The sequence below is a fragment of the Pseudomonas atacamensis genome (assembly GCF_017167965.1).
GTDB lineage: Bacteria > Pseudomonadota > Gammaproteobacteria > Pseudomonadales > Pseudomonadaceae > Aquipseudomonas > Aquipseudomonas atacamensis.
In genome coordinates this window covers 1,138,072-1,163,847 of record NZ_CP070503.1, presented here as the reverse complement: position 1 = coordinate 1,163,847, position 25,776 = coordinate 1,138,072, and the positions used below count along the sequence as shown (strand labels likewise).

The 25,776-nt window shown below is 60.9% G+C and carries 30 protein-coding genes; 17 read left to right on the top strand and 13 right to left on the bottom strand.

The features are described from left to right. Positions 1 to 20: 20 nt before the first annotated feature. Complete coding sequence (locus JWU58_RS05440; protein ID WP_016770663.1) at positions 21 to 299, bottom strand: hypothetical protein; 279 nt, start codon at positions 297 to 299, stop codon at positions 21 to 23. A 193-nt stretch (positions 300 to 492) separates the two neighbouring features. Here JWU58_RS05440 and JWU58_RS05435 point away from each other — a divergent pair, with 193 nt between their 5' ends. Then, positions 493 to 699 (top strand): hypothetical protein, encoded by a 207-nt coding sequence (locus JWU58_RS05435; RefSeq protein WP_016770662.1) that lies wholly within the window; start codon positions 493 to 495, stop codon positions 697 to 699. Between the two features lie 190 nt (positions 700 to 889). Here JWU58_RS05435 and JWU58_RS05430 read toward each other — a convergent pair whose 3' ends face one another. Then, positions 890 to 1,474: a YajG family lipoprotein gene (locus JWU58_RS05430; protein WP_024014276.1), complete on the bottom strand. Its 585-nt coding sequence runs from the start codon at positions 1,472 to 1,474 to the stop codon at positions 890 to 892. 205 nt (positions 1,475 to 1,679) lie between these two features. Here JWU58_RS05430 and JWU58_RS05425 point away from each other — a divergent pair, with 205 nt between their 5' ends. Both JWU58_RS05425 and mqo read left to right on the top strand, forming a co-directional pair. Next, positions 1,680 to 1,913, top strand: coding sequence for a hypothetical protein (locus tag JWU58_RS05425; RefSeq protein WP_071173565.1), 234 nt, complete (start codon positions 1,680 to 1,682; stop codon positions 1,911 to 1,913). Positions 1,914 to 2,616: 703 nt separating this feature from the next. Further along, a complete protein-coding gene (gene mqo / locus JWU58_RS05420) occupies positions 2,617 to 4,125 on the top strand; it encodes a malate dehydrogenase (quinone) (RefSeq protein WP_206421576.1) in 1,509 nt (502 codons plus the stop codon). Positions 4,126 to 4,230: 105 nt separating this feature from the next. Here the strand turns inward: mqo and JWU58_RS05415 are convergent, their stop codons facing one another. From JWU58_RS05415 to JWU58_RS05405, 3 genes are all read right to left on the bottom strand, one after another. Then, positions 4,231 to 4,518, bottom strand: coding sequence for a PA4642 family protein (locus JWU58_RS05415; RefSeq protein WP_123444169.1), 288 nt, complete (start codon positions 4,516 to 4,518; stop codon positions 4,231 to 4,233). A 63-nt stretch (positions 4,519 to 4,581) separates the two neighbouring features. Next, entirely contained in the window at positions 4,582 to 5,061 is a 480-nt protein-coding gene (locus JWU58_RS05410; RefSeq protein ID WP_016773232.1) for a hypothetical protein, read from the bottom strand. 179 nt (positions 5,062 to 5,240) lie between these two features. Further along, on the bottom strand, positions 5,241 to 5,798 hold the full coding sequence (locus tag JWU58_RS05405; protein ID WP_016773231.1) for a hypoxanthine-guanine phosphoribosyltransferase: 558 nt from the start codon (positions 5,796 to 5,798) through the stop codon (positions 5,241 to 5,243). Between the two features lie 164 nt (positions 5,799 to 5,962). Between JWU58_RS05405 and upp the strand changes: the two genes are divergently transcribed. After that, positions 5,963 to 6,601 (top strand): uracil phosphoribosyltransferase, encoded by a 639-nt coding sequence (gene upp, locus JWU58_RS05400; protein ID WP_024014279.1) that lies wholly within the window; start codon positions 5,963 to 5,965, stop codon positions 6,599 to 6,601. Between the two features lie 2 nt (positions 6,602 to 6,603). Further along, complete coding sequence (locus tag JWU58_RS05395; RefSeq protein ID WP_016773229.1) at positions 6,604 to 7,878, top strand: uracil-xanthine permease family protein; 1,275 nt, start codon at positions 6,604 to 6,606, stop codon at positions 7,876 to 7,878. 134 nt (positions 7,879 to 8,012) lie between these two features. Here the strand turns inward: JWU58_RS05395 and hemH are convergent, their stop codons facing one another. Together hemH and JWU58_RS05385 are read right to left on the bottom strand one after the other, a co-directional pair. Beyond that, complete coding sequence (gene hemH, locus JWU58_RS05390; protein ID WP_123444168.1) at positions 8,013 to 9,038, bottom strand: ferrochelatase; 1,026 nt, start codon at positions 9,036 to 9,038, stop codon at positions 8,013 to 8,015. A gap of 13 nt (positions 9,039 to 9,051) precedes the next feature. Next, positions 9,052 to 9,954 carry a TIGR01777 family oxidoreductase gene (locus JWU58_RS05385; RefSeq protein WP_016773227.1) on the bottom strand — a complete coding sequence of 301 codons (903 nt, stop codon included), beginning with the start codon at positions 9,952 to 9,954 and terminating at the stop codon, positions 9,052 to 9,054. A gap of 197 nt (positions 9,955 to 10,151) precedes the next feature. Between JWU58_RS05385 and JWU58_RS05380 the strand changes: the two genes are divergently transcribed. From JWU58_RS05380 to JWU58_RS05325, 12 genes are all read left to right on the top strand, one after another. Next, entirely contained in the window at positions 10,152 to 11,138 is a 987-nt protein-coding gene (locus JWU58_RS05380; RefSeq protein ID WP_024014282.1) for an NAD(P)/FAD-dependent oxidoreductase, read from the top strand. Then, entirely contained in the window at positions 11,135 to 11,350 is a 216-nt protein-coding gene (locus tag JWU58_RS05375) for a TIGR02450 family Trp-rich protein (protein WP_016773224.1), read from the top strand. Before JWU58_RS05380 ends, JWU58_RS05375 begins: the two co-directional genes overlap by 4 nt. Positions 11,351 to 11,563: 213 nt before the next feature. Next, positions 11,564 to 12,526 (top strand): YbgA family protein, encoded by a 963-nt coding sequence (locus JWU58_RS05370; RefSeq protein WP_041479992.1) that lies wholly within the window; start codon positions 11,564 to 11,566, stop codon positions 12,524 to 12,526. Beyond that, a complete protein-coding gene (locus tag JWU58_RS05365; RefSeq protein WP_123444167.1) occupies positions 12,526 to 13,467 on the top strand; it encodes a MerR family transcriptional regulator in 942 nt (313 codons plus the stop codon). The genes JWU58_RS05370 and JWU58_RS05365 overlap by 1 nt, the downstream gene beginning before the upstream one ends. Before the next feature lie 16 nt (positions 13,468 to 13,483). Further along, the gene (gene phrB, locus JWU58_RS05360) at positions 13,484 to 14,929 is read left to right on the top strand and encodes a deoxyribodipyrimidine photo-lyase (RefSeq protein WP_123444166.1); all 1,446 of its coding nucleotides are present in this window, start codon (positions 13,484 to 13,486) and stop codon (positions 14,927 to 14,929) included. Then, positions 14,922 to 15,344 carry a nuclear transport factor 2 family protein gene (locus JWU58_RS05355; protein ID WP_123444165.1) on the top strand — a complete coding sequence of 141 codons (423 nt, stop codon included), beginning with the start codon at positions 14,922 to 14,924 and terminating at the stop codon, positions 15,342 to 15,344. Before phrB ends, JWU58_RS05355 begins: the two co-directional genes overlap by 8 nt. Next, positions 15,341 to 16,123 carry an SDR family NAD(P)-dependent oxidoreductase gene (locus tag JWU58_RS05350; protein WP_016773219.1) on the top strand — a complete coding sequence of 261 codons (783 nt, stop codon included), beginning with the start codon at positions 15,341 to 15,343 and terminating at the stop codon, positions 16,121 to 16,123. Before JWU58_RS05355 ends, JWU58_RS05350 begins: the two co-directional genes overlap by 4 nt. Then, positions 16,120 to 17,367 carry an NAD(P)/FAD-dependent oxidoreductase gene (locus JWU58_RS05345; protein ID WP_206421575.1) on the top strand — a complete coding sequence of 416 codons (1,248 nt, stop codon included), beginning with the start codon at positions 16,120 to 16,122 and terminating at the stop codon, positions 17,365 to 17,367. The genes JWU58_RS05350 and JWU58_RS05345 overlap by 4 nt, the downstream gene beginning before the upstream one ends. Beyond that, positions 17,364 to 18,179 (top strand): DUF1365 domain-containing protein, encoded by an 816-nt coding sequence (locus tag JWU58_RS05340; RefSeq protein ID WP_016773217.1) that lies wholly within the window; start codon positions 17,364 to 17,366, stop codon positions 18,177 to 18,179. The genes JWU58_RS05345 and JWU58_RS05340 overlap by 4 nt, the downstream gene beginning before the upstream one ends. After that, on the top strand, positions 18,166 to 19,431 hold the full coding sequence (locus JWU58_RS05335; protein ID WP_016773216.1) for an SAM-dependent methyltransferase: 1,266 nt from the start codon (positions 18,166 to 18,168) through the stop codon (positions 19,429 to 19,431). The genes JWU58_RS05340 and JWU58_RS05335 overlap by 14 nt, the downstream gene beginning before the upstream one ends. Continuing rightward, the gene (locus JWU58_RS05330; RefSeq protein ID WP_206421574.1) at positions 19,424 to 19,915 is read left to right on the top strand and encodes a DUF2878 domain-containing protein; all 492 of its coding nucleotides are present in this window, start codon (positions 19,424 to 19,426) and stop codon (positions 19,913 to 19,915) included. Before JWU58_RS05335 ends, JWU58_RS05330 begins: the two co-directional genes overlap by 8 nt. A 52-nt stretch (positions 19,916 to 19,967) precedes the next feature. Beyond that, positions 19,968 to 20,273, top strand: a complete 306-nt coding sequence (locus tag JWU58_RS05325) for a YkgJ family cysteine cluster protein (protein WP_024014290.1) — start codon at positions 19,968 to 19,970, stop codon at positions 20,271 to 20,273. 135 nt (positions 20,274 to 20,408) lie between these two features. Here JWU58_RS05325 and JWU58_RS05320 read toward each other — a convergent pair whose 3' ends face one another. From JWU58_RS05320 to hemA, 6 genes are all read right to left on the bottom strand, one after another. Beyond that, positions 20,409 to 20,927: an acyloxyacyl hydrolase gene (locus JWU58_RS05320; protein WP_122507863.1), complete on the bottom strand. Its 519-nt coding sequence runs from the start codon at positions 20,925 to 20,927 to the stop codon at positions 20,409 to 20,411. 111 nt (positions 20,928 to 21,038) lie between these two features. Beyond that, a complete protein-coding gene (gene murI, locus JWU58_RS05315) occupies positions 21,039 to 21,830 on the bottom strand; it encodes a glutamate racemase (protein ID WP_024014292.1) in 792 nt (263 codons plus the stop codon). Then, positions 21,823 to 22,578: a molybdopterin-synthase adenylyltransferase MoeB gene (locus JWU58_RS05310; protein WP_206421573.1), complete on the bottom strand. Its 756-nt coding sequence runs from the start codon at positions 22,576 to 22,578 to the stop codon at positions 21,823 to 21,825. The genes murI and JWU58_RS05310 overlap by 8 nt, the downstream gene beginning before the upstream one ends. Then, positions 22,572 to 23,402, bottom strand: a complete 831-nt coding sequence (gene prmC / locus JWU58_RS05305; RefSeq protein WP_206421572.1) for a peptide chain release factor N(5)-glutamine methyltransferase — start codon at positions 23,400 to 23,402, stop codon at positions 22,572 to 22,574. The genes JWU58_RS05310 and prmC overlap by 7 nt, the downstream gene beginning before the upstream one ends. After that, positions 23,403 to 24,485, bottom strand: a complete 1,083-nt coding sequence (prfA, locus tag JWU58_RS05300) for a peptide chain release factor 1 (protein WP_016773210.1) — start codon at positions 24,483 to 24,485, stop codon at positions 23,403 to 23,405. After that, the gene (gene hemA, locus JWU58_RS05295; protein ID WP_016773209.1) at positions 24,482 to 25,768 is read right to left on the bottom strand and encodes a glutamyl-tRNA reductase; all 1,287 of its coding nucleotides are present in this window, start codon (positions 25,766 to 25,768) and stop codon (positions 24,482 to 24,484) included. The genes prfA and hemA overlap by 4 nt, the downstream gene beginning before the upstream one ends. Positions 25,769 to 25,776: the final 8 nt, after the last annotated feature.

The window sequence follows — 25,776 nt, the reverse complement described above, 5'->3', positions numbered from 1 at the left end:
GCCACAGGTTTGCTATTGCTTCAGAAGCGGGTGCTGATCCAGGAGACGATCAAAGCAAGCCCCAGGCAAGCAAAACCAAAACGATAGAAAAATCGGTTCATGCGCAGCGTCGCCCAATCGAGCATCGGCTCGGCATTCGGCTGCGCCTGGCGCTGGGCGGCGAGGCTGGCCTGGGCGCGTTGCTCACGGCGGCGGGTCGCGTGCAGCAGCCAGCTGCCCGGAAAGGCCAGGAGCAAGGCCAGCAGGTTGATCAACTTGGCGGGATGGGCGGTAAACAGCGTCATCAAGTGCAGCGACATCACAGACCTCGAACTTAACCGGTGTGGCAGACGCCAGACCGACGACCGCGGCGCGGATTCTACCCAAACCCTGACGCCCTGCCCCAGCCTTTGCGACAAATAACCTGACAATCGACCGATGGCTGTCCTGTGTCATGGCATCGTCACGTGGATGCTTCACCCTGCGCGCCTCGAAACCCGAATGGAATGCGACATGCTGCACGCGGAAAACCAGGATCGCCTGTACCTCATCACTCCTTACGACGACCAGCAAAGCCTGGTCGGCAGCCTCGCCTTCAACGTGCAGGACCGGCACTGGCTGGTGTATTGCGCGCTGGGCGGGCATCAGCATGCGGACTTGCCCGAAACCGATTTGCTGACCGGCGTGAGCGTGCTCGATTTTTATTCTCAGGCTGCTTGAAGCACCGCAAATCCCCCTGTGGGAGCGAGCCTGCTCGCGAATGCATTGGGTCAGTCAACATTGCTTCGACTGAGCCAGCGCTTTCGCGAGCAGGCTCGCTCCCACAGGTTTATGCGGTATTCAAAACATGCGGCCACAAAAAAGCCCGGAACCATCACTGGCCCCGGGCTTTTTCACATTCGCCGCAAACTTACTCGGCGAGCACCTGACCCACGGTCGGGTCCTTGAACAGACGCGTCAGCGCATCACTCAATACATCGCTGACCAGTTTGGTATTGGTCTCCTGATTCGGCGCCATGCCGAAGCGCTGGTCCAGCGACGCACCGTAACGGCCGCTGTAACGGCGGTTGGCGTTCTGGACGTCGGAGCGGAAGGTCGCGCCGATGGTGGCTTCGGTCACGTACATGCCTTCTTTCGGCGACTGGTATTTCAGCTCGGCCAGGGTCACGGTCAGCTGTGGCGCGTTGGGTGCGTTGGTGGTCGGGGTGAAGCCGAGCAGGCGTACGGCGGCTTCGGCCTGGGCCTGCAGCTTGGGCAGGATCTGCTCGCGCTGTACGGTGATGGCGCTGGTTTCCGGGTACAGACCGCCACGGGTGCCGAGGGTTGGCGACGGACGACCGTCGACCACACGCACGATGACAGGCTGGCCGCGACCGACCGCTGGCAGTTGCGTGGTCAGCTTCGGCTCCGGATTCAGTTGTTGCGGGCTGTGGGCGCAGCCGGCGAGGGTCAAACCGGCGACAGTGATCAAACCGAACAACAGGCGTTGCAACATGCTCTTCTCTCCAGAATCAGGCACAAACAGGCCGGCAGTATAGCGGTGGGCCACTGCGCGTAACCAGCGCCGCACAGTGAATACTGAAATGTCAGACAAACCCCGCCGAAAGCGGTTCCTGTCACACATTCTTCACCGTCCATACACCCTGGCGTCATGGCTTGCCGACAAGCTTCAAAGCAGTCCTCCTTCAAGGAACTCTGCCATGCGTTATCTGATCTCGCTGTTCGCCCCACGCCCGCTGCATCGCAGCTTCGCCCTGCTCGACCGCAACGGCCGTTGCCAGGCTTTCAAGCAGTGCAGCCTGCAACCGATGGGCGACGGCTGGGTGGAAATCGAAGAAATCCGCCTGACCTGGCTGAACCAGCCGCTGCCCGCCAGCGCCCGGGTCATACCGCGACAAATGCGCGCACGGGGTCAGGTGCAGTTGAGCATCTGACCGGATGCCTAATAAAAGTCATTAAACACGAGCAACTGCGCGCATTTCTTCGCTACAATCTCCCCCCGATTATAAGGACGTCTCCTGATCGGGCCCCGCAACAGCGTCAATGCGCATGCATCGACATCAAAATCGCCCACAGAGAGCCGCCCACACAGATCGAGTGAAGTTGGCGCGCTTGCCTGTTCTTCCGGCAAAAACCCGCTTTTCGCGAATCTGCAGAGCTGTCATTCGCTCGGCCACCGCGTTGTTTTGCCCTAGCGGGCAGGTGCCAGGCCAAGGCAGCCCTTTTTGAGGTTCACGTCTTCAAAAGAGCGTGAAAAAAACGGGTTTTCACAACTTCACAAGAGTGTGGCGAGCAAATGAATAGTTTTGCGTCTGAACATGCACCATTAGCGTCTGAAACAGCCCAACGACACAGGACCGGGTATACCTCGAACATCGGAGCCTGAAGCCTGTCCGCTACGGATTTGGTTGCACGAAAACGGATGACTCGACCATAAGTCGAATTGCCAGCCCTGCGTCAAAATGCGTTCATGGAACGCTTGAAACCAGGCCGCACGCATCCGTCGAAGTTGCGAAAAATTGCGAAGATTCGGACATGGCCCACCTGACCACGGATAGCCCGGGCCCACTGACCTGCCCTGGAACGCCTGGCAGCCATGCCGACAATTTGGTGCTGCAGATTTGGGAGACGCGTTAAATGGCGCATAACGAAGCAGTCGACGTAGTTCTGGTAGGGGCCGGCATCATGAGTGCCACCCTGGCCGTACTGCTCAAAGAGCTCGACCCCGCGATCAAGCTGGAAGTCGTCGAGCTGATGGATTCCGGCGCCGCCGAGAGTTCCAATCCGTGGAACAACGCCGGTACCGGTCACGCCGGCCTGTGCGAGCTGAACTACACCCCGCAGGCTGCCGATGGCAGTGTCGACATCAAGAAAGCCGTGCACATCAACACCCAGTTCGAGGTGTCGAAGCAGTTCTGGTCGTACCTGACCAAGAAGGGCACGTTCGGCTCGTGCAAATCCTTCATCAGCCCGGTACCGCACCTGAGTTTCGTTCAGGGCGAAAGCGGTGTGTCGTTCCTCAAGGAGCGCTTCAACGTGTTGAGCAAGCACCACGCGTTTGCCGACATGGAGTACACCGAAGACAAAGGCAAGATGGCCGAGTGGATGCCGCTGATGATGCCGGGCCGCTCGCCGGACGAAGTCCTCGCCGCCACCCGCGTAATGAACGGCACCGACGTCAACTTCGGCGCCCTGACCAATCAGTTGCTCAAGCACCTGAGCAGTGCTCCGGACACCCAGGTCAAATACTGCAAGCGCGTGACCGGCCTCAAGCGTAACGGCGCGAGCTGGACCGTCAGCATCAAGGACGTCAACAACGGCAACACCCGCGAAGTCGACGCAAAGTTTGTCTTCCTCGGTGCCGGTGGCGCGGCCCTGCCGTTGCTCCAGGCTTCGGGCATCGAAGAAAGCAAAGGCTTCGGTGGCTTCCCGATCAGCGGCCAGTGGCTGCGTTGCGACAACCCGGAAGTGGTCAAGCACCACCAGGCAAAGGTCTACAGCCAGGCGGCCGTGGGTTCGCCGCCGATGTCGGTGCCGCACCTCGACACTCGCGTCGTCGACGGCAAGAAATCCCTGCTGTTCGGGCCATACGCCGGTTTCACCACCAAGTTCCTCAAGCATGGCTCCTTCATGGACCTGCCGATGTCGGTGCGCGCTGGCAACATCGGGCCGATGCTGGCGGTGGCGAAAAACAACATGGACCTGACCAAGTACCTGGTCAGCGAAGTGATGCAGTCGATGGAACAGCGTCTGGAATCCCTGCGCCGTTTCTACCCGCAGGCGAAAGCCGAAGACTGGCGCCTGGAAGTGGCCGGCCAACGGGTGCAGATCATCAAGAAGGATCCGAAAAAGGGCGGCATCCTGCAGTTCGGTACCGAACTGGTCGCCGCGAAAGACGGCTCCCTCGCTGCCCTGCTCGGCGCTTCGCCAGGTGCGTCGGTGACCGTTTCGATCATGCTCGAACTGATCGAAAAATGCTTCCCGGCCAAGGCGTCCGGCGAGTGGGCAAGCAAACTGGCGGAGATCTTCCCGGCCCGTGAAAAGGTTCTGGAAACCGATGCTGCGCTGTATCGCAAGATCAACACGCAGAACAACATCGCCCTGGAACTGGTTGAAGAAAGCAGCGAGACACCAAGCTTCGCTTGATCTTGCGGCATAAAAAACGCCCCGTACTCCTTGAGTGCGGGGCGTTTTTTATGGCCAGGCAAGAACCAATAATCCTGGCTTACAAACCTTTGTAGTGAGGTGGCCTCAGGTGCGAGCCTTCTTGATCAATTCGATGTAGTCGCCAGCGTTGCGATGATCCTTGATCAATTTGACGAAAGTGTTGCCCTGCTCATCCTCGCCATCGACGTCATAACCCGCCGCAACAAAGAAGCCCAGAAAGCGCTCGAAGTCATCGATGCGCAAACCGCGGTAGGCCTTGATCAGTTTGTGCAGCGACGGCGAAGTGGCGTCGACCGGCTCAAAATCGAGGAACAGCTTGATCTGCTCATCGCCGATCTCGTCACCAATCACTTGTTTCTTATCTTTACGCATTGCCGACTCCAGCTCGCAGACATGACACGGGGCGGGCAGTTTACCCCTGCCCGACCGCCCGGCTCAACGCGGACGAATCGCCCCGGTGTGCAAATCGGCCCAGATATGGCCATTGGCATAACTGAGGAACTGTACATACACCGTGTCGTTGCGCAGCAGATCCATCACCACGCGGTACTGAGCGAGCGGATAGAACAGCGTCAGGGTTTTGCTTTTGTCATCGTAGGCCGGCTTTTTCAGGCTTTTGCTCTCGCCGTCGAAACTCACCAGCACCTGAGAAATGCTCGCGCCCTTGTTCAGCGATTTGCCTTTGAGGCGGATCAACAAGGATGAGGTGACCGGAATCGGCTGCTGATTGGACTGGCGCTGCGCACCGACCACCACCGAATACTCGCTGACCTGCAGCAGTTGCTGTTGCTCGGGTTCAGCGTCGCGCAGGGTCAGATCGTCCGGCGGCAGGAACTGGCTGTGCATCGGCGCGGCGGACAGCGGCAGGCTGAGAGACAGCAACAGGGCGGCGAGACTGCAGATCAAGAGGCGCATGACAGGCTCCGGAGGCGGGGCCGAGCACTCTAGCATGGGTAACGCGGATGGATCAGCACACACAAAAACAACTGTGGGAGCGAGCCTGCTCGCGAAAGCGGTGTGTCAGTTTTCAATGATGCTGACTGACACGACGCCTTCGCGAGCAGGCTCGCTCCCACAGGGGGCAATGCAGGTTCTTACATGCCTTTAACGGCGTAAATCCCGTTGGCGTTGCGCCAGTAGCCTTTGTAGTCCATGCCATAACCGAAGATGTAGCGGTCGATGCATGGCAGGCCGACGAAATCGGCCTTCAGGTCAGGACGTGCCTTGCGGTCGTGGTCCTTGTCGATCAGCACGGCGGTGTGCACTTTGCGTGCGCCGGCGTGTTTGCAGAAGTCGATGATCGCGCCCAAGGTGTGACCTTCATCGAGGATGTCGTCGATGATCAGCACGTCGCGGTCGATGAACGAGACTTCCGGCTTGGCTTTCCAGAACAGGTCGCCGCCGCTGGTTTCGTTGCGATAACGGGTCGCGTGCAGGTAGGACGCTTCCAGCGGGAATTGCAGATGCGTCAGCAGTTTGCCGGAGAAGATCAGGCCGCCGTTCATCACGCAGAACACCACCGGGTTGCTGTCAGCCAGTTGTTCGTTGATTTGTGCACCGACGCGGGCGATGGCCGCCTCGACTTCAGACTCGGTGTACAGGCAGTCAGCCTCTCGCATGATTTGACGGATATGCTCGAGATCAGCGGACATGGCGCTCTCCAGGGGTTGGCGGAATTGGAAAAGCGGGCAAAGGTACGCATCCCGCGAGGTCGAATCAAGCTCTTATGGACTAACGTACAGAATGTCCTATAGGACATCACCCTCGGATAGATTAATCTAGGCCGGTTTTTTTGCCCGCCGCCGGAGCCTTTCCCATGCCCATCCTCGAGATCCGCCATCCGCTGATCCGTCATAAACTCGGCCTGATGCGCCGCGCTGACATCAGCACCAAGAATTTCCGCGAGCTCGCTCAGGAAGTCGGCGCCCTGTTGACCTATGAAGCTACAAAAGATCTGCCGCTCGAATCCTACGACATTGCCGGCTGGTGCGGCACCGTGTCGGTGGAGAAGATCGCCGGCAAGAAGATCACCGTCGTACCGATCCTGCGTGCCGGCATCGGCATGCTCGAAGGCGTGCTCAGCCTGATCCCGGGCGCCAAGGTCTCCGCTGTGGGCGTTGCCCGCAACGAAGAAACCCTGCAAGCGCACACCTATCTGGAAAAACTGGTACCGGAAATCGACGAGCGCCTGGCGATGATCATCGACCCGATGCTCGCCACCGGCAGCTCCATGGTTGCCACCATCGACCTGCTGAAAAAGGCCGGTTGCCGCGACATCCGTGCCATGGTCCTGGTGGCCGCGCCGGAAGGCATTGCTGCCGTCGAACAAGCGCACCCGGACGTGACCATCTACACCGCGTCCATCGATGAACGTTTGAACGAGCACGGCTACATCATTCCTGGGCTTGGCGATGCTGGTGACAAGATCTTCGGCACCAAGCAGAAGGACGCGTAACCATGCAGCAAGAGTTCAACGATCCGCTCTGGCGCACGGTGCTGTCCGGCGCGCAGATGCTGTTCGTGGCCTTCGGCGCCCTGGTGCTGATGCCGCTGATCACCGGCCTGGACCCCAACGTGGCACTGTTCACCGCGGGTCTGGGGACGATCCTGTTCCAGATCGTCACCGGGCGACAGGTGCCGGTGTTCCTCGCGTCGAGCTTCGCTTTCATCACGCCGATCATTCTCGCCAAGGGCCAGTTCGGTCTTGCCGCGACCATGGGCGGGGTGATGGCGGCCGGTTTCGTCTACACCTTCCTCGGCCTCGCCGTGAAGATCAAAGGCACCGGCTTCATTGACCGTCTGCTGCCACCGGTGGTGATTGGTCCGGTGATCATTTCCATCGGCCTGGCCATGGCGCCGATTGCCGCGAACATGGCGATGGGCAAGGCCGGCGACGGCACCGAGCTGATTCACTATCAGACGGCGATGATGATTTCCATGCCGGCGCTGCTGACCACGCTGATCGTGGCGGTCTTCGGCAAGGGCATCTTCCGTCTGGTGCCGATTATTTCCGGCGTGCTGGTGGGCTTTGCCATGTCGTTCTATTTCGGCGTGGTCGACACAGCGAAAATTGCTGCAGCGCCATGGTTCGCTCTGCCGCACTTCACCGCGCCGGAGTTCAACTGGCAGGCGATTCTGTTCATTGTTCCAGTAGCACTGGCCCCGGCGATCGAACACATCGGCGGCGTGATTGCCGTCGGTAGCGTGACCGGTCGCGATTACCTGAAGAAGCCAGGCCTGCATCGCACCCTGCTCGGTGACGGCATCGCCACCACCGCCGCCGGCCTGTTCGGCGGCCCGCCCAACACCACTTACGCCGAAGTGACCGGCGCGGTGATGCTGACCAAGAACTACAACCCGAAAATCATGACCTGGGCGGCGATCTTCGCCATCACCCTGGCGTTCATCGGCAAGTTCGGCGCGCTGCTGCAGAGCATTCCGGTGCCGGTGATGGGCGGGATTCTGTGCTTGCTGTTCGGTTCGATCGCAGCGGTGGGCATGAACACCCTGATCCGCCACAAGATCGACCTGGGCGAAGCGCGCAACCTGGTGATTGTTTCGGTGACGCTGGTGTTCGGTATCGGCGGCGTGCTGGTCGGCACCGGCACCGGTCCTGATGACTTCGGCCTCAAAGGCATCGCGCTGTGCGCGGTGGTGGCGATTGCGCTGAACCTGATCCTGCCGGGCAATGACGGCTGGAAGCAGAAGAAGGCGGATGAGCCACTGATTTAACCCCCCGCAATGATCGTTCCCACGCTCCGCGTGGGGATGCCTCAAGGTGACGCTCCGGTGTCCAGTGACGCGGAGCGTCACGGGCTGCATTCCCACGCAGAGCGTGGGAACGATCACTGTGTGAGCGGGCTTGCTCAGAGGGCCAGCGGCGCTCTTTCGCAGAGGGTCGCCAACGCCTTGGCCCATTGCGGGTCGTCGTTCAGGCACGGCACCAGCACCAATTCCTCGCCCCCCGCTTCGCGGAACTGTTCCTTGCCGCGATCGCCGATCTCTTCCAGTGTCTCGATGCAATCGGCGACGAACGCCGGGCACATCACCAGAATCTTTTTCACCCCGCTTTTGGCCAGTTCATCCAGCCGCGCTTCGGTGTACGGCTCGATCCATTTCGCTCGGCCCAGGCGTGACTGAAACGACACCGACCATTTACCGTCCGGCAGGCCCATGCTTTTGGCGAAGGCGGCGGCGGTGCGGAAACACTGCGCACGATAACAGGTCGCCAATACCGCCGGCGAGGCGGTCTGGCAGCAATCGGCGCCTTTGAGGCAGTGGTTGCCCGTCGGATCGAGCTTGCTCAGATGCCGCTCCGGCAAGCCGTGAAAGCTCAGCAGCAGATGATCGTAATCCTGCTGCAGATGCGGACGCGCACTGGCGGCCAGTGCTTCGATGTATTCCGGCTGATCGTAGAACGGTTGCAGGATCGACAACTGCACATCGAGCTTCTTCTCGCGTAGCACGCGTCGGGCTTCTTCGATCACGGTGGTCGTGGTGCTGTCGGCGAATTGCGGATACAACGGCGCCAGCGTGATCTTCTTATGTCCCGCTTTGACCAGACGCAGCAGACAGGTTTCGATCGACGGCTCGCCATAACGCATCGCCAGATCCACCGGGCCGTGTTTCCACGTCCGGGTCATCTGCTCCTGCAAGCGGCGGCTGAGCACCACCAGCGGCGAGCCCTCTTCCCACCAGATCGAGGCATAGGCGTGTGCCGATTGTTCGGGACGCTTGATCAGGATCAGCGACACCAGCAACCGCCGCAGCGGCCATGGCAGGTCGATCACGTAGGGGTCCATCAGAAATTGATTGAGGTAGCTGCGCACATCGGCCACCGAGGTGGAGGCCGGAGAGCCCAGGTTGACCAGAAGCAAAGCGTGATCGGTCATGCAACGTCCTATTTCAGAGGCGGCTGGAGAGATCATCCAGAGCCGCGCGTAAATCCGTAAAGCGGAAGCTGAACCCCGCTTCCACCAGGCGTGCCGGCGTCGCACGCTGGCCGCCGAGCAATAACAGTGACAGCTCGCCGAGCATGACTTTCAGCGCCAGGGTCGGCATCGGCATGAACGCCGGGCGGTGCAACACACTGCCCAGGGTCTTGGCAAATTCGCGGTTGCGCACAGGTTTCGGCGCGCAGGCATTATAAGGACCGCTCGCCTGATTCCGGTGCAGAAGAAAATCAATCAGGGCGATTTGATCGTCGATGTGAATCCACGGCATCCACTGTCGACCATTGCCCAAAGGCCCGCCCAGCCCGAGTTTGAACGGCAGCAACAGCCGCGACAAAAAGCCGCCCTCGGCCGACAGCACCAGACCGGTTCGCACCAGCACCACGCGGATGCCGAGGTTCTCGGCACGCAGCGCGGTCTCTTCCCAAGCGATACACAACTGACTGGCGAAGTCGTCGATGCCGGGAGGTGATTCTTCAGTCAACTCGCGTTCGCCACCGTCGCCGTACCAGCCGATCGCCGAGCCGGAAATCAGCAGCGCCGGTTTCTGCGCGCGAGTTTCCAGCCACGCCAGTAGCGTTTCCGTCAGGGTGATGCGGCTACTCCACAGCAACGCCTTGCGTCGATGGGTCCAGGGGCGGTCGGCAATCGGCGCGCCGGCGAGATTGACGATCGCATCCAGCGGCTCTTCGCCGAGGTCCTCCAGACGCGAAATTCCGCGCACTTGCGCGCCGCAGATCTGCGCGACTTTTTCCGCGCGGCGACTCCACACCGTCAGCCGATGGCCCTGCTCCAGCCAGTGCCGGCAGAGCTGACGTCCGATCAAACCAGTACCGCCGGTCAGCAATATGTGCATGACATCTTCCTCGCGTGGCGTTTAACCCGGATCACTAGTCTATTTTTATAGGCAGGGATCTTTTCGATCGGGCAGGCTCTATGGTTTAACAATAGGCCAAGCTGTCAGAACGAGAACGCTAGAAGTTATACCAAAAAACAGAATTGTACAGGTTTGATCGACGGCGTAGTCTGTACAGAAAGGTAAACGAGGCCCCTATGACTGTACCTATCGCAATCATCGGCACCGGCATCGCCGGGCTCTCCGCCGCTCAGGCTCTGACAGAGACCGGGCATACCGTTCAACTGTTCGATAAAAGCCGCGGCAGCGGCGGGCGCATGTCGAGCAAGCGCAGCGACGCCGGCTCGCTGGACTTGGGCGCTCAATACTTCACCGCGCGTGACCGGCGCTTCGTCACCGAAGTGCAGCGCTGGCAGAGCCAGGGCTGGGCCGCCGAGTGGGCGCCGCAGCTGTACACCTTCCAGGGCGGCCAACTGAACATGTCGCCGGACGAGCAGACCCGCTGGGTCGGCACGCCGCGCATGAGCGCCATCACCCGCGGCCTGCTCGATGGCCTGGACGTGCAGTTTGCCTGCCGCATCACCGAGGTCTATCGCGGCGAAGAGCACTGGCATCTGCAGGACGCCGACGGTTGCACCCACGGCCCCTTCAGCCATGTGGTGATCGCCACACCGGCACCGCAAGCCACCGCGTTGCTGGCCGCCGCGCCGAAACTTGCCGGCGTCGCTGCCGGGGTGAAAATGGAGCCGACCTGGGCCGTCGCTCTCGCCTTCGAAACCCCGCTGGATACGCCAATCGAAGGCTGCTTCGTGCAGGACAGCCCGCTCGACTGGCTGGCGCGCAACCGCAGCAAACCCGGGCGCGACAGCACTCTCGACACGTGGGTGCTGCATGCAACCAGCGCCTGGAGCCGGCAACACATCGACCTCTCCAAGGAGGCGGTGATCGAGCATCTGCACGGTGCTTTCGCCGAACTGCTGCACAGCGCCATGCCTGCGCCGACGTTCAGCCTCGCCCACCGCTGGCTCTACGCCCGCCCCGCCACTGGCCATGAATGGACCACACTGGCCGATGTCGATCTGGGCTTGTACGCCTGTGGCGACTGGTGCCTGTCGGGCCGCGTTGAAGGCGCCTGGCTCAGTGGTCAGGAGGCTGCACGTCGCTTGCACGAACACCTGCAATGAATCGCATCAATCCGCGCAAATTGCTGCTGTCGAAGTGGACAGCAGCCCACCCGCAAAATCGCGAAAAACATTTTCTGGTCACCGAACTGATCCGCGACGAGGAAGGTACGGTGCTGGAAGTTGAATTGCAGGCGGTGCTGACCCAGCGTAGCGAGCGACTCGATTGGCAAGTGCTGAAAGACAGCAAGCTCTGGTTACTCGGCTGGAAATAGATTTCCCTTGTGGTGGCAAGCCTGCTCGCGAAAGCGCTGTATCAGATTCGAATTCGTCGACTGCCCCACTGCTTTCGCGAGCAGGCTCGCTCCCACAGATCAACGCCGCACAAAAATCTTATACAAATCATTTGACTTGTACATCCATCGATCTATGCTGAGGAAAAGTTGTACAGAGATAACTCTCTGTACAGGTATAGATTCGAGGTGCTCATGTCTACTGCTTCCCTGTCCAAGCCGAAGATCGCCATCAGCGCCTGTCTGTTGGGCGAAGAAGTGCGCTACAACGGTGGGCACAAGGAATCGCGGCTATGCAGCCGTACCCTCACCGAATATTTCGATTTCGTCCCGCTGTGCCCGGAAGTCGCCATCGGCATGGGCATTCCCCGTGAGCCGATTCGGCTGGTCGGCGACCCTGAACAACCCGAGGCCGTCGGCACCGTCGACCGGACCATCAACGTCACCAGGCCGCTGGCCGAATACGGCGAGAAAATGGCCGCCGAGTTGCAGGACCTGTCCGGCTACATCTTCATGCAGCAGTCGCCATCCTGCGGGCTGGAACGGGTCAAGGTCTATCACGACAACGGCGCGCCAGTGAACGGTGGCGGACGTGGCATCTATGCGCAGGCATTCTGTGCCCAACATCCGGATCTACCGGTGGAAGAAGCCGGGCGCCTCAACGATCCGGTGCTGCGGGAAAACTTCATCACCCGCGTCCTGGCCTACAGCGCCTGGCAACAAGTGCTCGCCGAAGGCCTGAGCCGCCGCGCCCTCACCGAATTCCATTCGCGCTATAAGTACCTGCTGATGGCGCACAACCCGCTGCAATACAAAAACCTCGGCAAGATGCTCGGCAATATGGCTGACAGCGATCCCGCCGAGCTCGGCCCGCGCTACTTCAGCGAGCTGATGGCCGCGCTGAAGAAATGCGCCACGCGCGGCACCCATTGCAACGTGCTGCTGCACCTCAGCGGTTATTTGAAACAATCGCTGAGCGCCGAAGACAAACAGGAAATGCAGCAGATCATCGGCCAGTACCGCCAAGGCATCGTGCCGCTGGTGGTGCCGTTGACGCTGCTCAAACACCACTTTCGACTCCATCCGGACCCGTACATCGCGCAGCAGGTTTACCTGCAGCCGCATCCGGAAAACCTCAGTCTGCGAAACGCGATCTAATGAACGATAAAACCGACAGCAGCGCCCGGGAAGACCTCGGCGCCGACTTCAAGAAAGCCCTCGACGAGGGCTGGTTGCCCATTCGCGAAGTCGCGCGGCAGACCGGCGTCAACGCCATCACCCTGCGCGCGTGGGAACGTCGCTACGGCCTGGTGGTGCCCCAGCGCACGCCCAAGGGCCATCGACTGTATAGCGTTGAACATGTGCAGCGAATCATGGCCATCCTCACCTGGCTCAACCGTGGCGTTGCGGTCAGCCAGGTCAAGCCACTGCTCGATGCGCCGCAGGCCTTCACGGAAACCGTGGAAAACGATTGGCAGCGTCTGCATCAGACCTTGCTGTCGGCGGTCACCGCGCTTAATGAGCGGGCGCTGGATGACAGCGTCAATCAGGCCATCGCCTTGTATCCGCCACGGACGTTGTGCGAGCAATTGCTGATGCCGCTGCTGGCCGAGCTCGAACAGCGCTGGCAGGGCCAGTTCGGCGCACAGATGGAACGGACGTTTTTCTTTTCCTGGTTGCGCAGCAAATTCGGTGCGCGCATCTACCATAACAACCGTCAGCTGCATTCGGCGCCGCTGCTGTTGATCAATCATTCCGACCTGCCGCTGGAGCCACATCTGTGGCTGTGCGCATGGCTGATCAGCAGTGCCGATTGCCCGGTGCAAGTGTTCGACTGGCCACTGCCGGCCGGTGAACTGGCGCTGACCGTCGAGCATCTGCAAGCCCGTGGCGTGCTGCTGTATTCGAGCAAAGCCATGCAACTGGCGCAGCTGCCCAAGCTGTTGGCGAACGTCAATTGCCCGACCTTGATTGCTGGCCCCACGGTGCACATTCACCACACCGAGTTGTCCGCACGCACCGCCCAGACTGCCGATCTGTTCCTGGCTGAAGATCCGCTTGCCGCACACCAGGCGCTGCTCGAGCGCGGATTGATTTGATGATGGGTTTAATCACATGCAACTGATCTGGCTGCGCAGCGACTTGCGCCAACATGACAACACCGCCCTCGCGGCCGCCGCAGCGCGCGGCCCGACCGTGGCGGTGTATCTGTTGAGTCCGCAGCAATGGCTGGAGCACGACGATGCGCCGTGCAAAGTGGATTTCTGGCTGCGCAATTTGCGCGAATTGAGCCAGAGCCTCGGCGCGCTGAACATCCCGTTGTTGATTCGCAGCGCACCGCACTGGGATCAGGCACCGGCAGAATTGCTCAAACTCTGCCGGCAATTGAAGATCGAGGCGGTGCACGTCAACGAGGAATACGGCGTTCACGAAAGCCGCCGCGATGAAGCCGTGGCCGAAACGTTGCAGGCCGAGGGCATCGAATTCCACAGTTACCTGGATCAGTTGCTGTTCAAACCCGGCACGATCCTGACCAAGACCGGCACCTATTTCCAGGTGTTCAGTCAGTTCCGCAAGGTCTGCTACGAACGCCTGCACCGCTCGATGCCGGCATTGATCAAAGCACCGGGCAAACAGGCCGCGCTGGATATCGAAAGTGACGCAATTCCCGAGGCGATCAAAGGCTTCGCCACGCCGAGCGAATCCCTGCGCGCCCTGTGGCCGGCCAGCGAGCAAGAGGCGCGGCGCCGCCTCGACACCTTCACCGACGCGCAGATCGACTACTACCGCAGCGAACGCGATTTCCCGGCCAAACCCGGCACCAGCCAATTGTCGGCGTACCTCGCCGCCGGAGTGATCTCGCCACGCCAGTGCCTGCACGCTGCACTGCAAAGCAATCAGGGCGAGTTCGAAAGCGGCAAGGTCGGCGCAGTGACCTGGATCAACGAGCTGCTGTGGCGCGAGTTCTATAAACACATTCTGGTCGGCTATCCACGCGTCTCGCGGCATCGCGCCTTCCGCCCGGAAACCGAGGCGCTGGCCTGGCGCGATGCGCCGGAAGAACTCAAGGCCTGGCAAGAGGCACGCACCGGTCTGCCGATCATCGACGCGGCGATGCGCCAACTGCTGGAAACCGGCTGGATGCACAATCGCCTGCGCATGGTCGTGGCGATGTTCCTGACCAAAAACCTGCTGATCGACTGGCGCGAGGGCGAACGCTTTTTCATGCGCCACCTGATCGACGGCGACCTGGCGGCCAACAACGGTGGCTGGCAGTGGAGCTCGTCGACCGGCACCGACTCGGCGCCGTACTTCCGTATCTTCAACCCGCTGAGCCAGTCGGAAAAATTCGATGCCGAAGGCGTGTTCATCAAGCACTGGTTGCCGGAACTGGCCGGGCTCAACAAGAAGGAAGTGCACAATCCGGCGGCAGCAGGAGGACTGTTCGGCGTGGCCGATTATCCGGCCCCGATCGTCAACCTCAGCGCCTCACGCGAGCGTGCGCTGACGGCGTTCAAGAACCTGCCGTCGCGCCAGCCAGTGGGCGGCAGCGATGAGTGAATTCCTGCGCAGTTTCGCCCGCGAGTTTTCCGGGTTGAACAAAGACAACCTGTATCGCCTCGGCGAGCTGTACAGCGACGACATTCATTTCACCGATCCGCTGCACGAAGTTCAGGGCCTGGCACAACTGCAGGATTACTTCAGCGAGCTGTACGCCAACGTCAGCGATCTGCGTTTCGATTTTCATGGTTTCGACCAGATCCGCGAAGGTGAGGGTTACCTGCGCTGGGTCATGAGTTATCGCCATCCGCGCCTGGCCAACGGGCGGGAAATCAGAGTCGGTGGCTGTTCGCACCTGCTCTGGCGCGACAAGGTTTATCGCCATCGGGATTATTTCGATGCCGGGGCGCTGCTGTATGAACACTTGCCAATATTGGGCCGGGTGATTGCCTGGCTGAAAAGGAGAATGGGATGAGTCGTACACCTCCACGGCGGTATTGGTTGACCGGCGCCAGCAGTGGCATCGGTGCAGCCTTGTGTGAGGACATTCTGAAAAGCGGCGCGCACCTGGCGGTCAGCTCGCGCTCGGCCGCGCCGCTCAAGGTTTTGTCCCAGCGTTATCCGGGCCAGGTGCTGGTGGTGCCCGGCGATCTGACCAACAGTCAGACCGTGCGTGAAATCGGTGAGCAGATCGCCGAGGCCTGGGGTTCGCTGGACAGCGTGATTCTCAACGCCGGCACCTGTGAATATGTCGACGCGCGCCAGTTCGATTCCTCGATCATCGAGCACGTGGTGCGCACCAATCTGCTCGCCAGCAGCTATTGCATCGAAGCCGCCCTGCCGCTGTTGCGCAAAGGCACCGCGCCGCATCTGGTCGGCATGGCCAGCTCGGTGACTTACCTGCCGCTGCCACGGGCCGAAGCCTACGGCGCATCGAAGGCCGGGCTGCGTTACCTATTCGAATCGCTGCGCATCGATCTGGCGGATGAAGGCATTGAAGTCACCATCATCAGCCCGGGTTTTGTCGAAACGCCGCTGACCGAGAGGAACGATTTCCCGATGCCGCTGAGCTGGCCTGCGGATAAAGCGGCGCGGCACATCTTCGCCAAACTCAAGGACCGTCCGCTGGAAATTGCCTTTCCGGGACTGTTCATGGCCGCGCTGTGGCCGCTGTCGAAACTGCCCGCCCGCGCTCAATTGGCGATCGGCAAACGCATGGTGCGCAAGAACCCACCGCAGCGGGACCCGATATGAAAATCGCCGTAATTGGCAGCGGTATCGCCGGGCTCACCTGCGCCTACCTGCTGAACCGCCGCCACGACATCACCGTGTTCGAAGCGAGTGACTGGGTCGGCGGCCATACCCACACCGTACCGGTCAGCGTGGCCGGGCAATCGTTCGCCATCGATACCGGTTTCATCGTGTTCAACGATTGGACCTACCCGAACTTCATTCGCTTGCTCAACCAGCTCGGCGTGGCGTTCAAGCCGACCGAAATGAGCTTTTCGGTAACCGACCCGGACACTGGCGTGGAGTACAACGGCAACAACCTCAACAGCCTGTTCGCACAGCGCAGCAATCTGTTGTCGCCGGGGTTCTGGGGCATGCTGCGCGACATTCTGCGCTTCAACAAAGAAGCCCAGCGCGACCTGATCGAACTGCGCATCGCCGCCGACACCACCCTCGATGATTACCTCAAGGCTGGCGGCTACGGCGAGCGTTTCATCCTGCATTACATCGTGCCGATGGGCGCGGCGATCTGGTCGATGCCGATGGCGGAAATGCTCAATTTCCCGCTGCAATTCTTCCTGCGCTTCTTCAAGAATCATGGCCTGCTCTCAGTCAGCGATCGTCCGCAGTGGCAGGTCATCGAAGGCGGTTCCAGTGCCTATGTGACGCCGCTGACCGCTTCATTCAGTGACAGGATTCGTCTGAACTGCCCAGTCAAGCGCGTCGAGCGCAACCAGCACGGCGTGGTTATCCACAGCCCGGCCGGCCTCGAACATTTCGACAAAGTGGTGTTCGCCTGTCACAGCGATCAGGCGCTGAACCTGCTGGCCAACCCGAGCGACGCCGAGCGTTCGATTCTCGGTGCCCTGCTCTACGCCGACAACGACGTCGTGCTGCACACCGACACGCGCCTGCTGCCGACGCGCAAACTGGCCTGGGCCAGCTGGAACTATCGCCTCGGCGGCGCCGGCCACACGCGCGCGGCGGTCACCTACAACATGAACATCCTGCAGGGCATCGAAAGCGACACCACGTTCTGCGTCAGCCTCAACCAGACTGCCGGCATCAGCCCGGATAAAGTGCTGGCCCGCTATACCTACGCCCACCCGCAATACACCCTCGCCGCAGCGGCCGCGCAAAACCGTTGGGGCGAACTCGACGGCGAGCAGCACACGCATTATTGCGGCGCCTACTGGGCCAACGGCTTTCATGAAGATGGCGTGGTCAGCGGGCTGCGCGTAGCCGCCGCGCTCGGTGAAACCCTGTGAACAGCGCTCTGTACAACGGCGTCATCGGCCACCGACGTTTTTCGCCGCGCCGCCACGAATTCCGCTATCGCATCGGTTTGCTCTATCTCGACCTGAGCGAACAGGACGCCGTGCTGGCGCTGTCGCCACTGGCCGGGCGCAGCCGCTTTGCGCCGTTCTCGTTTCGCGAAACCGATTACCTGAAAGCCTTCACCGGCAAGGGCATGCGCCTGATCGACGCGGTGCGCCAGCAGGTCGGCGCAGCCATCGGTCATGAGCCACAAGGCGCGGTTTGCCTGCTGACCCAGCCGCGCAGTTGGGGCCTGTCGTTCAATCCGGTGAGTTTCTTCTATTGCCATGAAGCCGACGGGCAACTGGCGGCGATCGTTTGTGAAGTGACCAACACGCCGTGGCGCGAGCGTTATCACTATGTGCTGCCGGCGCAGACGCCGACCAGCCTGGTGGATTTCCATCAGCATTTCGCTGTGGCCAAGGCGTTTCACGTCTCGCCGTTTCTGCCCCGCGACCTCGAATACCGCATGAGCTTCAGCCCCGCTGCGCAAAGCCTTGGCGTGCACATGGCCGATTGGCAGGGCAACGAGAAACTGTTCGACGCCACGCTCAATCTGCGCCGTGAACCGCTCGATCGTCGCAGCCTGCATCGCTACCTGCGGCGCTTTCCGTGGATGACCGCAAAAACCGCTCTGGCGATTTATTGGCAAGCACTGCGACTGCTGCTCAAGCGCGCGCCGATCTTCCCTCACCAGGCTGCCGACGGCAGCTTTAAAACCGCCACTGTGCCTCCGAAGGAGCCGCACCATGAAATCCTCTAGCCTGCCGCTCGGTCGCTTCAGCACCAACGGTTTGACCGGCTCGCTGCTGCGCCGTGGCGTGTTGCGCCAATTGGCCCAGCTCAAACACGGACAATTGATGGTCGTCGAGGATGGCGAACAAATGCTTTTCGGCACCCCGGGCAGTGCTCTGCTCGGCGAAGTCCATGTACTCGACCCGGCCCTGTGGGGCATGGTCGCCAGTAGCGGCTCGATCGGCGCCGGCGAAGCATTCATCCACGGCTATTGGAGTTCGCCGGACCTGACTGCTGTGGTGCGCGTATTCGTCAGCAATCTCGATGTACTCGATGCCATGGAAGGTGGCCTGGCGCGTCTGGGCCGGCCCTTCGTACAAGGGCTGCACTGGCTCAATCGCAACACGCGCAAGGGTTCGCAGAAAAACATCGCCGCGCACTACGACCTCGGCAATGAACTGTTCGAACAGTTTCTCGACCCGACCATGATGTATTCCGCCGCCCAGTTCCTTTCGCCGAGCGACACCCTGGAACAGGCGCAATTGAACAAACTTGAACGCATCTGCCAGAAACTCGCGCTCAAGCCCAGCGACCACCTGCTGGAAATCGGCACCGGTTGGGGCAGCATGGCCCTGTACGCAGCGCAGCATTACGGTTGCCGCGTGACCACTACGACGCTGTCGAAAGAGCAGTTCGCGTTCACTGCCAAGCGTATCGAACAACTCGGCTTGCAGGATCGCGTCACCCTGCTGCTCAAGGACTACCGCGACCTCAGCGGCGAGTACGACAAACTGGTGTCGATCGAGATGATCGAAGCGGTCGGCCATCGGTTTCTGCCGACCTACTTCAAGCAATGCGCGCAGTTGCTCAAGAGCAACGGCCTGATGCTGCTCCAGGCGATCACCATTCGCGAACAACGCTACGAACAGGCCAAGCGCAGCGTCGACTTTATCCAGCGCTACATCTTCCCCGGCGGCGCCCTGCCCTCGGTGCACAAGATGCTCGATGTGGTCAGCCGCGAAACCGACATGAACCTGCTGCACATGGAGGATTTCGGCCTGCATTACGCCAAGACACTGCGCCTGTGGCACGAGAATTTTCGCCTCGCCCATGGTCGCCTGAGCGAACTGGGCTACGACGATTATTTCCTGCGTTTGTGGGAGTTCTATCTGTGCTACTGCGAGGGCGGATTCCTCGAACGCACCATCGGCACCGCGCAATTGCTGCTGGCCAAACCGGCGGCGATGACCGCACCGTTGCTCGGTCGCTTCGATGCGTGAGCGAATCGCCAATGCCGTGCTGTTTCAGCTCGGCTGGCTGGCCTGCGTGCTCGGCGGCAACAGTTTGTGGCTGTTGCTGGCGGTGGCGGCACTGGTGATTCATCTGCGCTGGATCAGCAGTTGGGCGGCAGAAGGTCGTTTGATTCTGTGCGTGGTGATTGTCGGCACGGCGGTGGACAGCGTCTTGCGTTACCTCGACGTGTTCCGCTTTGCAGACGCCTCACCGCTGATTCCGCTGTGGCTGATGCTGCTCTGGGCGCTGCTCGCCACCACGTTGCGCCATTGCCTGGCCTGGAGCGCGCGGCCATGGTGGCTGGCCAGCGCACTTGGCGCGGTGGGCGGCGCATTGTCGTACTACGCTGGCGGACGGCTGGCCGGCGTGCAATTTCCCTACGGCGATATCCCCACGCTGATTTTGATCGGGCTGCTCTGGGCCGTGCTGTTTCCGTTGTTGCACTTGATGGCGCGGCGTCTGGCGCCGTGAGCGTCCGTCAGCGCTTTCACACCCACAGCGATCACTGCCTTACACTGCCACGATGAAAACCATCCCCCACACCCAAATTGCCGAACCGGCGGTCACCTGCTCGACCTGTGCGGCGTGCTGCTGCCAGCTCGAAGTGATGCTGATCACCGACACCGGCGTGCCTGATCGCTTTATCGATACCGATGAATGGGGCGGCGAAGTGATGCTGCGTCTGGACGACGGCTGGTGCGCGGCGCTGGATCGCGACAGCATGATGTGCACGATCTATGAACGACGCCCGCTGATTTGCCGCGAGTTTGAAATGGGCGCGCCGGAGTGCATCGAAGAGCGCCGGGGTATTGCGACAGCCTACCGCTGATTTGTTTGACGGCGCGGAAACAACTGTGGGAGCGAGTCTGCTCGCGAAGGCGGTGTGTCAGCCACCATTTGAATTGACTGACACTCAGCTTTCGCAAGCAGGCTCGCTCCCACGTTGGTTCCGCGTAGCGGCGTGTTACAGCGGCATTGTGTAATGCAGCGCGTAGCTTTCTACACCATCGTTGTCGCTGGACAGGCCGGCGTTGGAATAGTGCGTGGCGCGGATGCCGACTTCGTGGCCGCCGTTGAAACGCAGGCCGACACCGATGCGGTCTTCAAACTGGAAGGACCCGCCCAGCTTGTTGCTCTCATATTCGGTGTTGGAGAAGAACGCCGCGCCGATACCCGCTTCAACGTACGGTTTGACCGACTGACCGGCAAACTCGTAAACGAATACAGGCGAGAACGACAGGCTGTTGTTGCTGGAAGTCTTGTCACCTTCCCAATACGTGTACGCACCGCTCCAGTAGCCGGTCAGGCGACCAACGTCGCTCTGCAGCCAGCTCTTGTCCCAGTCGAAATTCATGCCTAAGCGATACGTCATTGTCGAATCGCTGGTACCGCCGACGGCGAATTCAACGCCAGCGGCTTGTGCAGAAATGCTTTGCCCCATCAGTGCGGCCGCAATCGCGGCCAAGCAGAATAGTCGCTTCACTTTGAAACTTCCTTTTCCGGAACGATCGTTTGGTTTTTAGTTGCTGCTGTCGCTATAGAAATCCGCGCTTGGTCAGAAGTTCAGCGTTTTTTAAGTTATTTCACATTTTTTTTACAAGTCGAAGTTTTGCACATTCGACGCAGTTTGGCCCAGCAACGGTAGGATTTTTCTGAGGGATTGCGGATCGCCGCTGGTCCAGAACTTCACAGGCTGGCTCGGACGTTGCGCCAGCAGATCACGCTCGGCGAGCAAGCGCTGCAACTGCCGGGCCACGGCAGCTCCGGTATCGATCAGGCTGACATCGTCGGCGATCATCGACCTGAGTAACGGCTTGAGGAAGGGATAATGGGTGCAGCCAAGAATGATTGTGTCGCAGTTTTGCGCCAGCAATGGAGCGACGTAACCTTGCAATAAAGTGCGTAATTCGGCGCTGTGCAGATCACCCGTTTCGATCAGTTCGACCAGTCCCGGACAGGGCTGGGTGATGACTTTTATGTCAGCCGCGAAACGATCGAGCAACGCGGCAAACTTTGCGCTCTGCAACGTGCCGGTCGTGGCCAGAACGCCAACCACGCCGCTTCGCGTGGCCGCTGCGGCCGGTTTGACCGCCGGTTCCATGCCGACAATCGGCCAGTCCGGGAAATCACGACGCAGATCGGCCACACCGGCCACGGTCGCTGTGTTGCAGGCCAGCACCAAAGCCTTGGCACCCTGCTCGCGAAAAAATCCTGCCATCGCACTGCAACGCTGGCGGATGAATTCCGGGGTTTTCTCGCCGTAAGGAATGTGCCCGCAATCGGCGACGTAAAGCAGCGATTCGTTGGGCAGCAAGCGCTGAATTTCGCCGAGGACCGACAAGCCGCCGACCCCGGAATCGAACACGCCGATCGGCGCTTCACGCATGGCGGACGCCACAGACGCTGCAACCCGGATCACGCTTGACCCGTAATTCACGGAAGCGCGAGCCCAAGGCGTCGATCAACAACAGTCGCCCCACCAAGGGTTCGCCAAAGCCGACCAGTACTTTCAACGCTTCCAGCGCCTGCAAGCTGCCGACCAGACCGACCAATGGCCCGACCACGCCGGCCTCGCTGCAGGTCAGTTCGGCTTCGCTGCCGTGTCCGTACAGGCAGTGGTAGCAAGGGCTTTCGGCACGCCGTGGATCGAACACTGACAGCTGCCCTTCCAGACGAATCGCCGCGCCACTGACCAGTGGCTTGCACGCGGCAACACAAGCGGCGTTAACCGCCTCGCGCGTGGAAAAGTTGTCCGAGCAATCGAGCACCAGATCCACCGCCGCCACCGCTGCGGCGAGGGAATCGGCGTCCAGCGCCTGACGATGGGCGACCAGTTGAATCTCGGGATTGATCGCGCCCAGGCGCTTGAGCGCCGAGTCGACCTTGGACATGCCGACACTGTCGGTGTCGTGAATGATCTGCCGTTGCAGGTTGGTCAGATCGACCGTGTCGAAATCCGCCAGATGCAACTCGCCGACGCCCGCTGCCGCCAGATACAACGCCACCGGCGCGCCGAGACCGCCAAGGCCGACGATCAGCACGCGGCTGGCCTTGAGCTTCAGTTGCCCGTCGATGTCGACGTGTTGCAGCAGAATCTGCCGGCTGTAGCGCAGCAATTCCTGATCATTCAGCACGGCAGGCGCCCCAGACTGATGCGTTGATGGCCGCCCAGATCGGTGCGGCTGTGGACTTCTTCAAAGCCACGAGTGAGCAGCAGGTCACGCACGGCTTCGGCCTGATCATAGCCGTGTTCGAGCATCAGCCAGCCGCCGGCTTCAAGATGATCCGGCGCCTGCGCAACAATCAGGCGCAAATCGTCGAGGCCATCTTCACCGGCGACCAGCGCACTGGCCGGTTCGAAACGCACATCGCCCTCGACCAAATGCGGATCGGCGGCGGCAATGTACGGCGGGTTGCTGATGATCAGATTGAAGCGCTGGCCTTCAAGGGCGCTGAACCAATGGCTGCTCAGCACCGTAGCGTTGTTCAGGTGCAGACGCTGGCGGTTGCGTTCGGCCAGGGCCACGGCTTCAAGCACACGATCCACGGCGGTGACTTTCCACGCCGGGCGTTCGCTCGCCAAAGCCAAAGCAATCGCACCACTGCCGGTGCCCAGATCGAGGACCTTGGCCGGGGTTGCCGGCAGCAGCTCAAGAGCTGCCTCCACCAGCAATTCGGTGTCCGGGCGCGGAATCAGCGTATGCGGCGCGACTTCCAGATCCAGCTTCCAGAAGCCCTGCTGGCCGAGAATGTAGGCCACCGGTTCACCGCTACGCCGCCGTTGCAAATACTCGGCAAAGGTCAGCGCAGCCTCGCTCGGCACGATGCGCTCGGGCCAGGTGTGCAGGAAGCTGCGCGACTTGCCCAATGCGGCGGCCAGGAGCAATTCAGCGTCCAGACGCGCAGTCGGCGAGTCCGGCAACTCGGCAGCGCGCAACAGGCTGGCGATGATGGTCATTTATTCACCTATCGCTGCGAGCTGGTCAGCCTGATATTCGGCCAGCAGCGGCTCGATCACAGCTTCGACGCCACCGGCGAGAATTTCATCCAGGGAATACAGGGTCAGGTTGACGCGATGGTCAGTGACCCGGCCCTGGGCGTAGTTGTAGGTGCGGATACGCTCGGAACGATCACCGGAGCCGACCAACAACTTGCGCTCACTGGCAATCGCGTTGGCCGCCGCAGCGTTTTGCTGATCGTTGAGCTTGGCCGACAGCCACGCCATCGCCCGGGCACGGTTCTTGTGCTGGGAACGTTCTTCCTGACACTCGACGACGGTGCCGGTCGGGATGTGGGTGATGCGGATCGCCGAATCGGTGGTGTTGACGTGCTGACCACCAGCGCCGGAGGAACGGTAAGTGTCGACACGCAGATCCGCCGGGTTGATCTCGATGGCTTCGCGCTCGTCCGGCTCGGGCAATACCGCCACGGTGCAGGCCGAGGTGTGGATCCGGCCCTGGGATTCGGTGGCGGGGACACGCTGGACGCGGTGTGCGCCGGACTCGAATTTCAACTTGCCGTAAACGTTGTCGCCCTCAATGCGCGCAATGACTTCTTTATAGCCACCGTGTTCGCCTTCGTTTTCCGAGAGGATCTCTACCCGCCAGCCACGCCGCTCGGCATAACGCGAGTACATGCGGAACAGGTCGCCGGAGAAGATCGCCGCCTCGTCGCCACCGGTGCCGGCGCGAATTTCGAGGAAGACGTTGCGCCCGTCATTCGGATCTTTAGGCAGCAACATGCGCTGCAGATCGGATTCCAGCGTGACCAGCAACTCCTTGGCTTCGCGAACTTCTTCCACGGCCATTTCGCGCATGTCCGGGTCGTTGTCCTTGAGCAGCGCCTGCGCGCCTTCAAGATCGCTTTGCACGCCGAGCAGCTTTTTATAGGCGGCCACTACCGGCTCGAGTTCGGCGTATTCCTTGGAATAGGCGCGGAACTTGGCCTGATCGGCAATGACTTCACCGTCGCCGAGCAGCGCGGTCAGTTCCTCGAAACGGTCCTGGAGAATGTCCAGCTTGTTGAGCAGTGACGCTTTCATTGCGGTTTTTTATCCGAAAAACTATCCGGTGAGCCCTCAAGGGCAAAGAGTTCCTGGGCCATGGCCAGCGCATCGAGGCGGCCTTCGGCAGACAGCTTTTTCAACTGCACGCTGGGCGCATGCAAGAGTTTGTTGGTCAGGCCACGGGCCAGTTGCCCGAGCACGTCTTCGGCGTTGCCGCCGTTGGCCAGCAGACGCAGGGCCTTCTGCAATTCCTCGTCCCGCAGGCGTTCGCTCTGTTGACGATAGGCCTTGAGCACATCGACTGCCGCCAGTTCGCGCAGGCGCACCATGAAATCGTCGGCGCCGACCGAGACCATTTCCTCCGCCGCTTGCGCAGCGCCCTGACGGCTCTTGAGGTTCTCGGCGACCACTTCGTGGAGATCGTCGACGCTGTACAGGTAAACGTCGTCGAGTTCGCCGACTTCCGGCTCGATATCGCGCGGTACGGCAATGTCGACCATGAAGATCGGCTTGTGCTTGCGCAGCTTCAGCGCACTTTCCACTGCACCCTTGCCGAGGATTGGCAACTGGCTGGCGGTCGAACTGATGACGATATCACTGCGCACCAGCTCCGCCGGAATGTCCGAGAGCAGCACCGCGTGAGCCCCAAATTGCTCGGCCAACTGACTGGCGCGCTCCAGCGTGCGGTTGGCAACGACGATGCGCTTGACCCCCAGCTCATGCAAATGGCGCGCGACCAGCGTAATCGTCTCACCGGCACCGATCAGCAGCGCCTGGCTGCGTTGCAGATCGCTGAAAATCTGTTTCGCCAGGCTCACCGCAGCAAACGCCACCGACACCGGGTTCTCGCCGATCGCAGTATCGGTACGCACCTGCTTGGCGGCATTGAACGTCGCCTGAAACAGCCGCCCCAGCAGCGGACCGATGGTGCCGGCCTCGCGGGCCACGGCGTAGGCCGATTTCATCTGACCGAGAATCTGCGGTTCGCCCAACACCAGCGAATCGAGCCCGGAGGCGACGCGCATCATGTGACGAACAGCCGCATCGTCTTCATGCACATAGGCACTGGCGCGCAGTTCGTCGAGGCTCAGATGGTGATAATCGGCCAGCCAGCGCAGCACGACATCGGCCGACAGCTGATCCTGTTCTATATAAAGCTCACTGCGATTGCAGGTGGAGAGGATCGCAGCTTCGCGGCTGTCGGTCAGTCGGCAGAGCTGCTGCAAGGCCTCCACCAGCTGCTCAGGGGTAAAGGCCACGCGCTCGCGGACGTCTACTGAAGCAGTCTTGTGGTTAATACCGAGTGCAAGGAAGGCCATTCAAGGTC

What these genes read in the sequence shown, in the direction of transcription:
- JWU58_RS05435 (WP_016770662.1), top strand. Translation starts at nt 493, where the DNA reads ATGCTGCACGCGGAAAACCAGGATCGCCTGTACCTCATCACTCCTTAC.
- JWU58_RS05370 (WP_041479992.1), top strand. Translation starts at nt 11,564, where the DNA reads ATGTCTACTGCTTCCCTGTCCAAGCCGAAGATCGCCATCAGCGCCTGT.
- JWU58_RS05405 (WP_016773231.1), bottom strand. Translation starts at nt 5,798, where the DNA reads ATGTCCGCTGATCTCGAGCATATCCGTCAAATCATGCGAGAGGCTGAC.
- JWU58_RS05410 (WP_016773232.1), bottom strand. Translation starts at nt 5,061, where the DNA reads ATGCGCCTCTTGATCTGCAGTCTCGCCGCCCTGTTGCTGTCTCTCAGC.
- mqo (WP_206421576.1), top strand. Translation starts at nt 2,617, where the DNA reads ATGGCGCATAACGAAGCAGTCGACGTAGTTCTGGTAGGGGCCGGCATC.
- JWU58_RS05325 (WP_024014290.1), top strand. Translation starts at nt 19,968, where the DNA reads ATGAAAACCATCCCCCACACCCAAATTGCCGAACCGGCGGTCACCTGC.
- upp (WP_024014279.1), top strand. Translation starts at nt 5,963, where the DNA reads ATGCCCATCCTCGAGATCCGCCATCCGCTGATCCGTCATAAACTCGGC.
- murI (WP_024014292.1), bottom strand. Translation starts at nt 21,830, where the DNA reads ATGCGTGAAGCGCCGATCGGCGTGTTCGATTCCGGGGTCGGCGGCTTG.
- JWU58_RS05395 (WP_016773229.1), top strand. Translation starts at nt 6,604, where the DNA reads ATGCAGCAAGAGTTCAACGATCCGCTCTGGCGCACGGTGCTGTCCGGC.
- phrB (WP_123444166.1), top strand. Translation starts at nt 13,484, where the DNA reads ATGCAACTGATCTGGCTGCGCAGCGACTTGCGCCAACATGACAACACC.
- hemH (WP_123444168.1), bottom strand. Translation starts at nt 9,038, where the DNA reads ATGACCGATCACGCTTTGCTTCTGGTCAACCTGGGCTCTCCGGCCTCC.
- JWU58_RS05330 (WP_206421574.1), top strand. Translation starts at nt 19,424, where the DNA reads ATGCGTGAGCGAATCGCCAATGCCGTGCTGTTTCAGCTCGGCTGGCTG.
- JWU58_RS05365 (WP_123444167.1), top strand. Translation starts at nt 12,526, where the DNA reads ATGAACGATAAAACCGACAGCAGCGCCCGGGAAGACCTCGGCGCCGAC.
- JWU58_RS05415 (WP_123444169.1), bottom strand. Translation starts at nt 4,518, where the DNA reads ATGCGTAAAGATAAGAAACAAGTGATTGGTGACGAGATCGGCGATGAG.
- JWU58_RS05345 (WP_206421575.1), top strand. Translation starts at nt 16,120, where the DNA reads ATGAAAATCGCCGTAATTGGCAGCGGTATCGCCGGGCTCACCTGCGCC.
- prmC (WP_206421572.1), bottom strand. Translation starts at nt 23,402, where the DNA reads ATGACCATCATCGCCAGCCTGTTGCGCGCTGCCGAGTTGCCGGACTCG.
- JWU58_RS05440 (WP_016770663.1), bottom strand. Translation starts at nt 299, where the DNA reads ATGTCGCTGCACTTGATGACGCTGTTTACCGCCCATCCCGCCAAGTTG.
- JWU58_RS05385 (WP_016773227.1), bottom strand. Translation starts at nt 9,954, where the DNA reads ATGCACATATTGCTGACCGGCGGTACTGGTTTGATCGGACGTCAGCTC.
- prfA (WP_016773210.1), bottom strand. Translation starts at nt 24,485, where the DNA reads ATGAAAGCGTCACTGCTCAACAAGCTGGACATTCTCCAGGACCGTTTC.
- JWU58_RS05425 (WP_071173565.1), top strand. Translation starts at nt 1,680, where the DNA reads ATGCGTTATCTGATCTCGCTGTTCGCCCCACGCCCGCTGCATCGCAGC.
- JWU58_RS05350 (WP_016773219.1), top strand. Translation starts at nt 15,341, where the DNA reads ATGAGTCGTACACCTCCACGGCGGTATTGGTTGACCGGCGCCAGCAGT.
- JWU58_RS05355 (WP_123444165.1), top strand. Translation starts at nt 14,922, where the DNA reads ATGAGTGAATTCCTGCGCAGTTTCGCCCGCGAGTTTTCCGGGTTGAAC.
- hemA (WP_016773209.1), bottom strand. Translation starts at nt 25,768, where the DNA reads ATGGCCTTCCTTGCACTCGGTATTAACCACAAGACTGCTTCAGTAGAC.
- JWU58_RS05335 (WP_016773216.1), top strand. Translation starts at nt 18,166, where the DNA reads ATGAAATCCTCTAGCCTGCCGCTCGGTCGCTTCAGCACCAACGGTTTG.
- JWU58_RS05380 (WP_024014282.1), top strand. Translation starts at nt 10,152, where the DNA reads ATGACTGTACCTATCGCAATCATCGGCACCGGCATCGCCGGGCTCTCC.
- JWU58_RS05430 (WP_024014276.1), bottom strand. Translation starts at nt 1,474, where the DNA reads ATGTTGCAACGCCTGTTGTTCGGTTTGATCACTGTCGCCGGTTTGACC.
- JWU58_RS05375 (WP_016773224.1), top strand. Translation starts at nt 11,135, where the DNA reads ATGAATCGCATCAATCCGCGCAAATTGCTGCTGTCGAAGTGGACAGCA.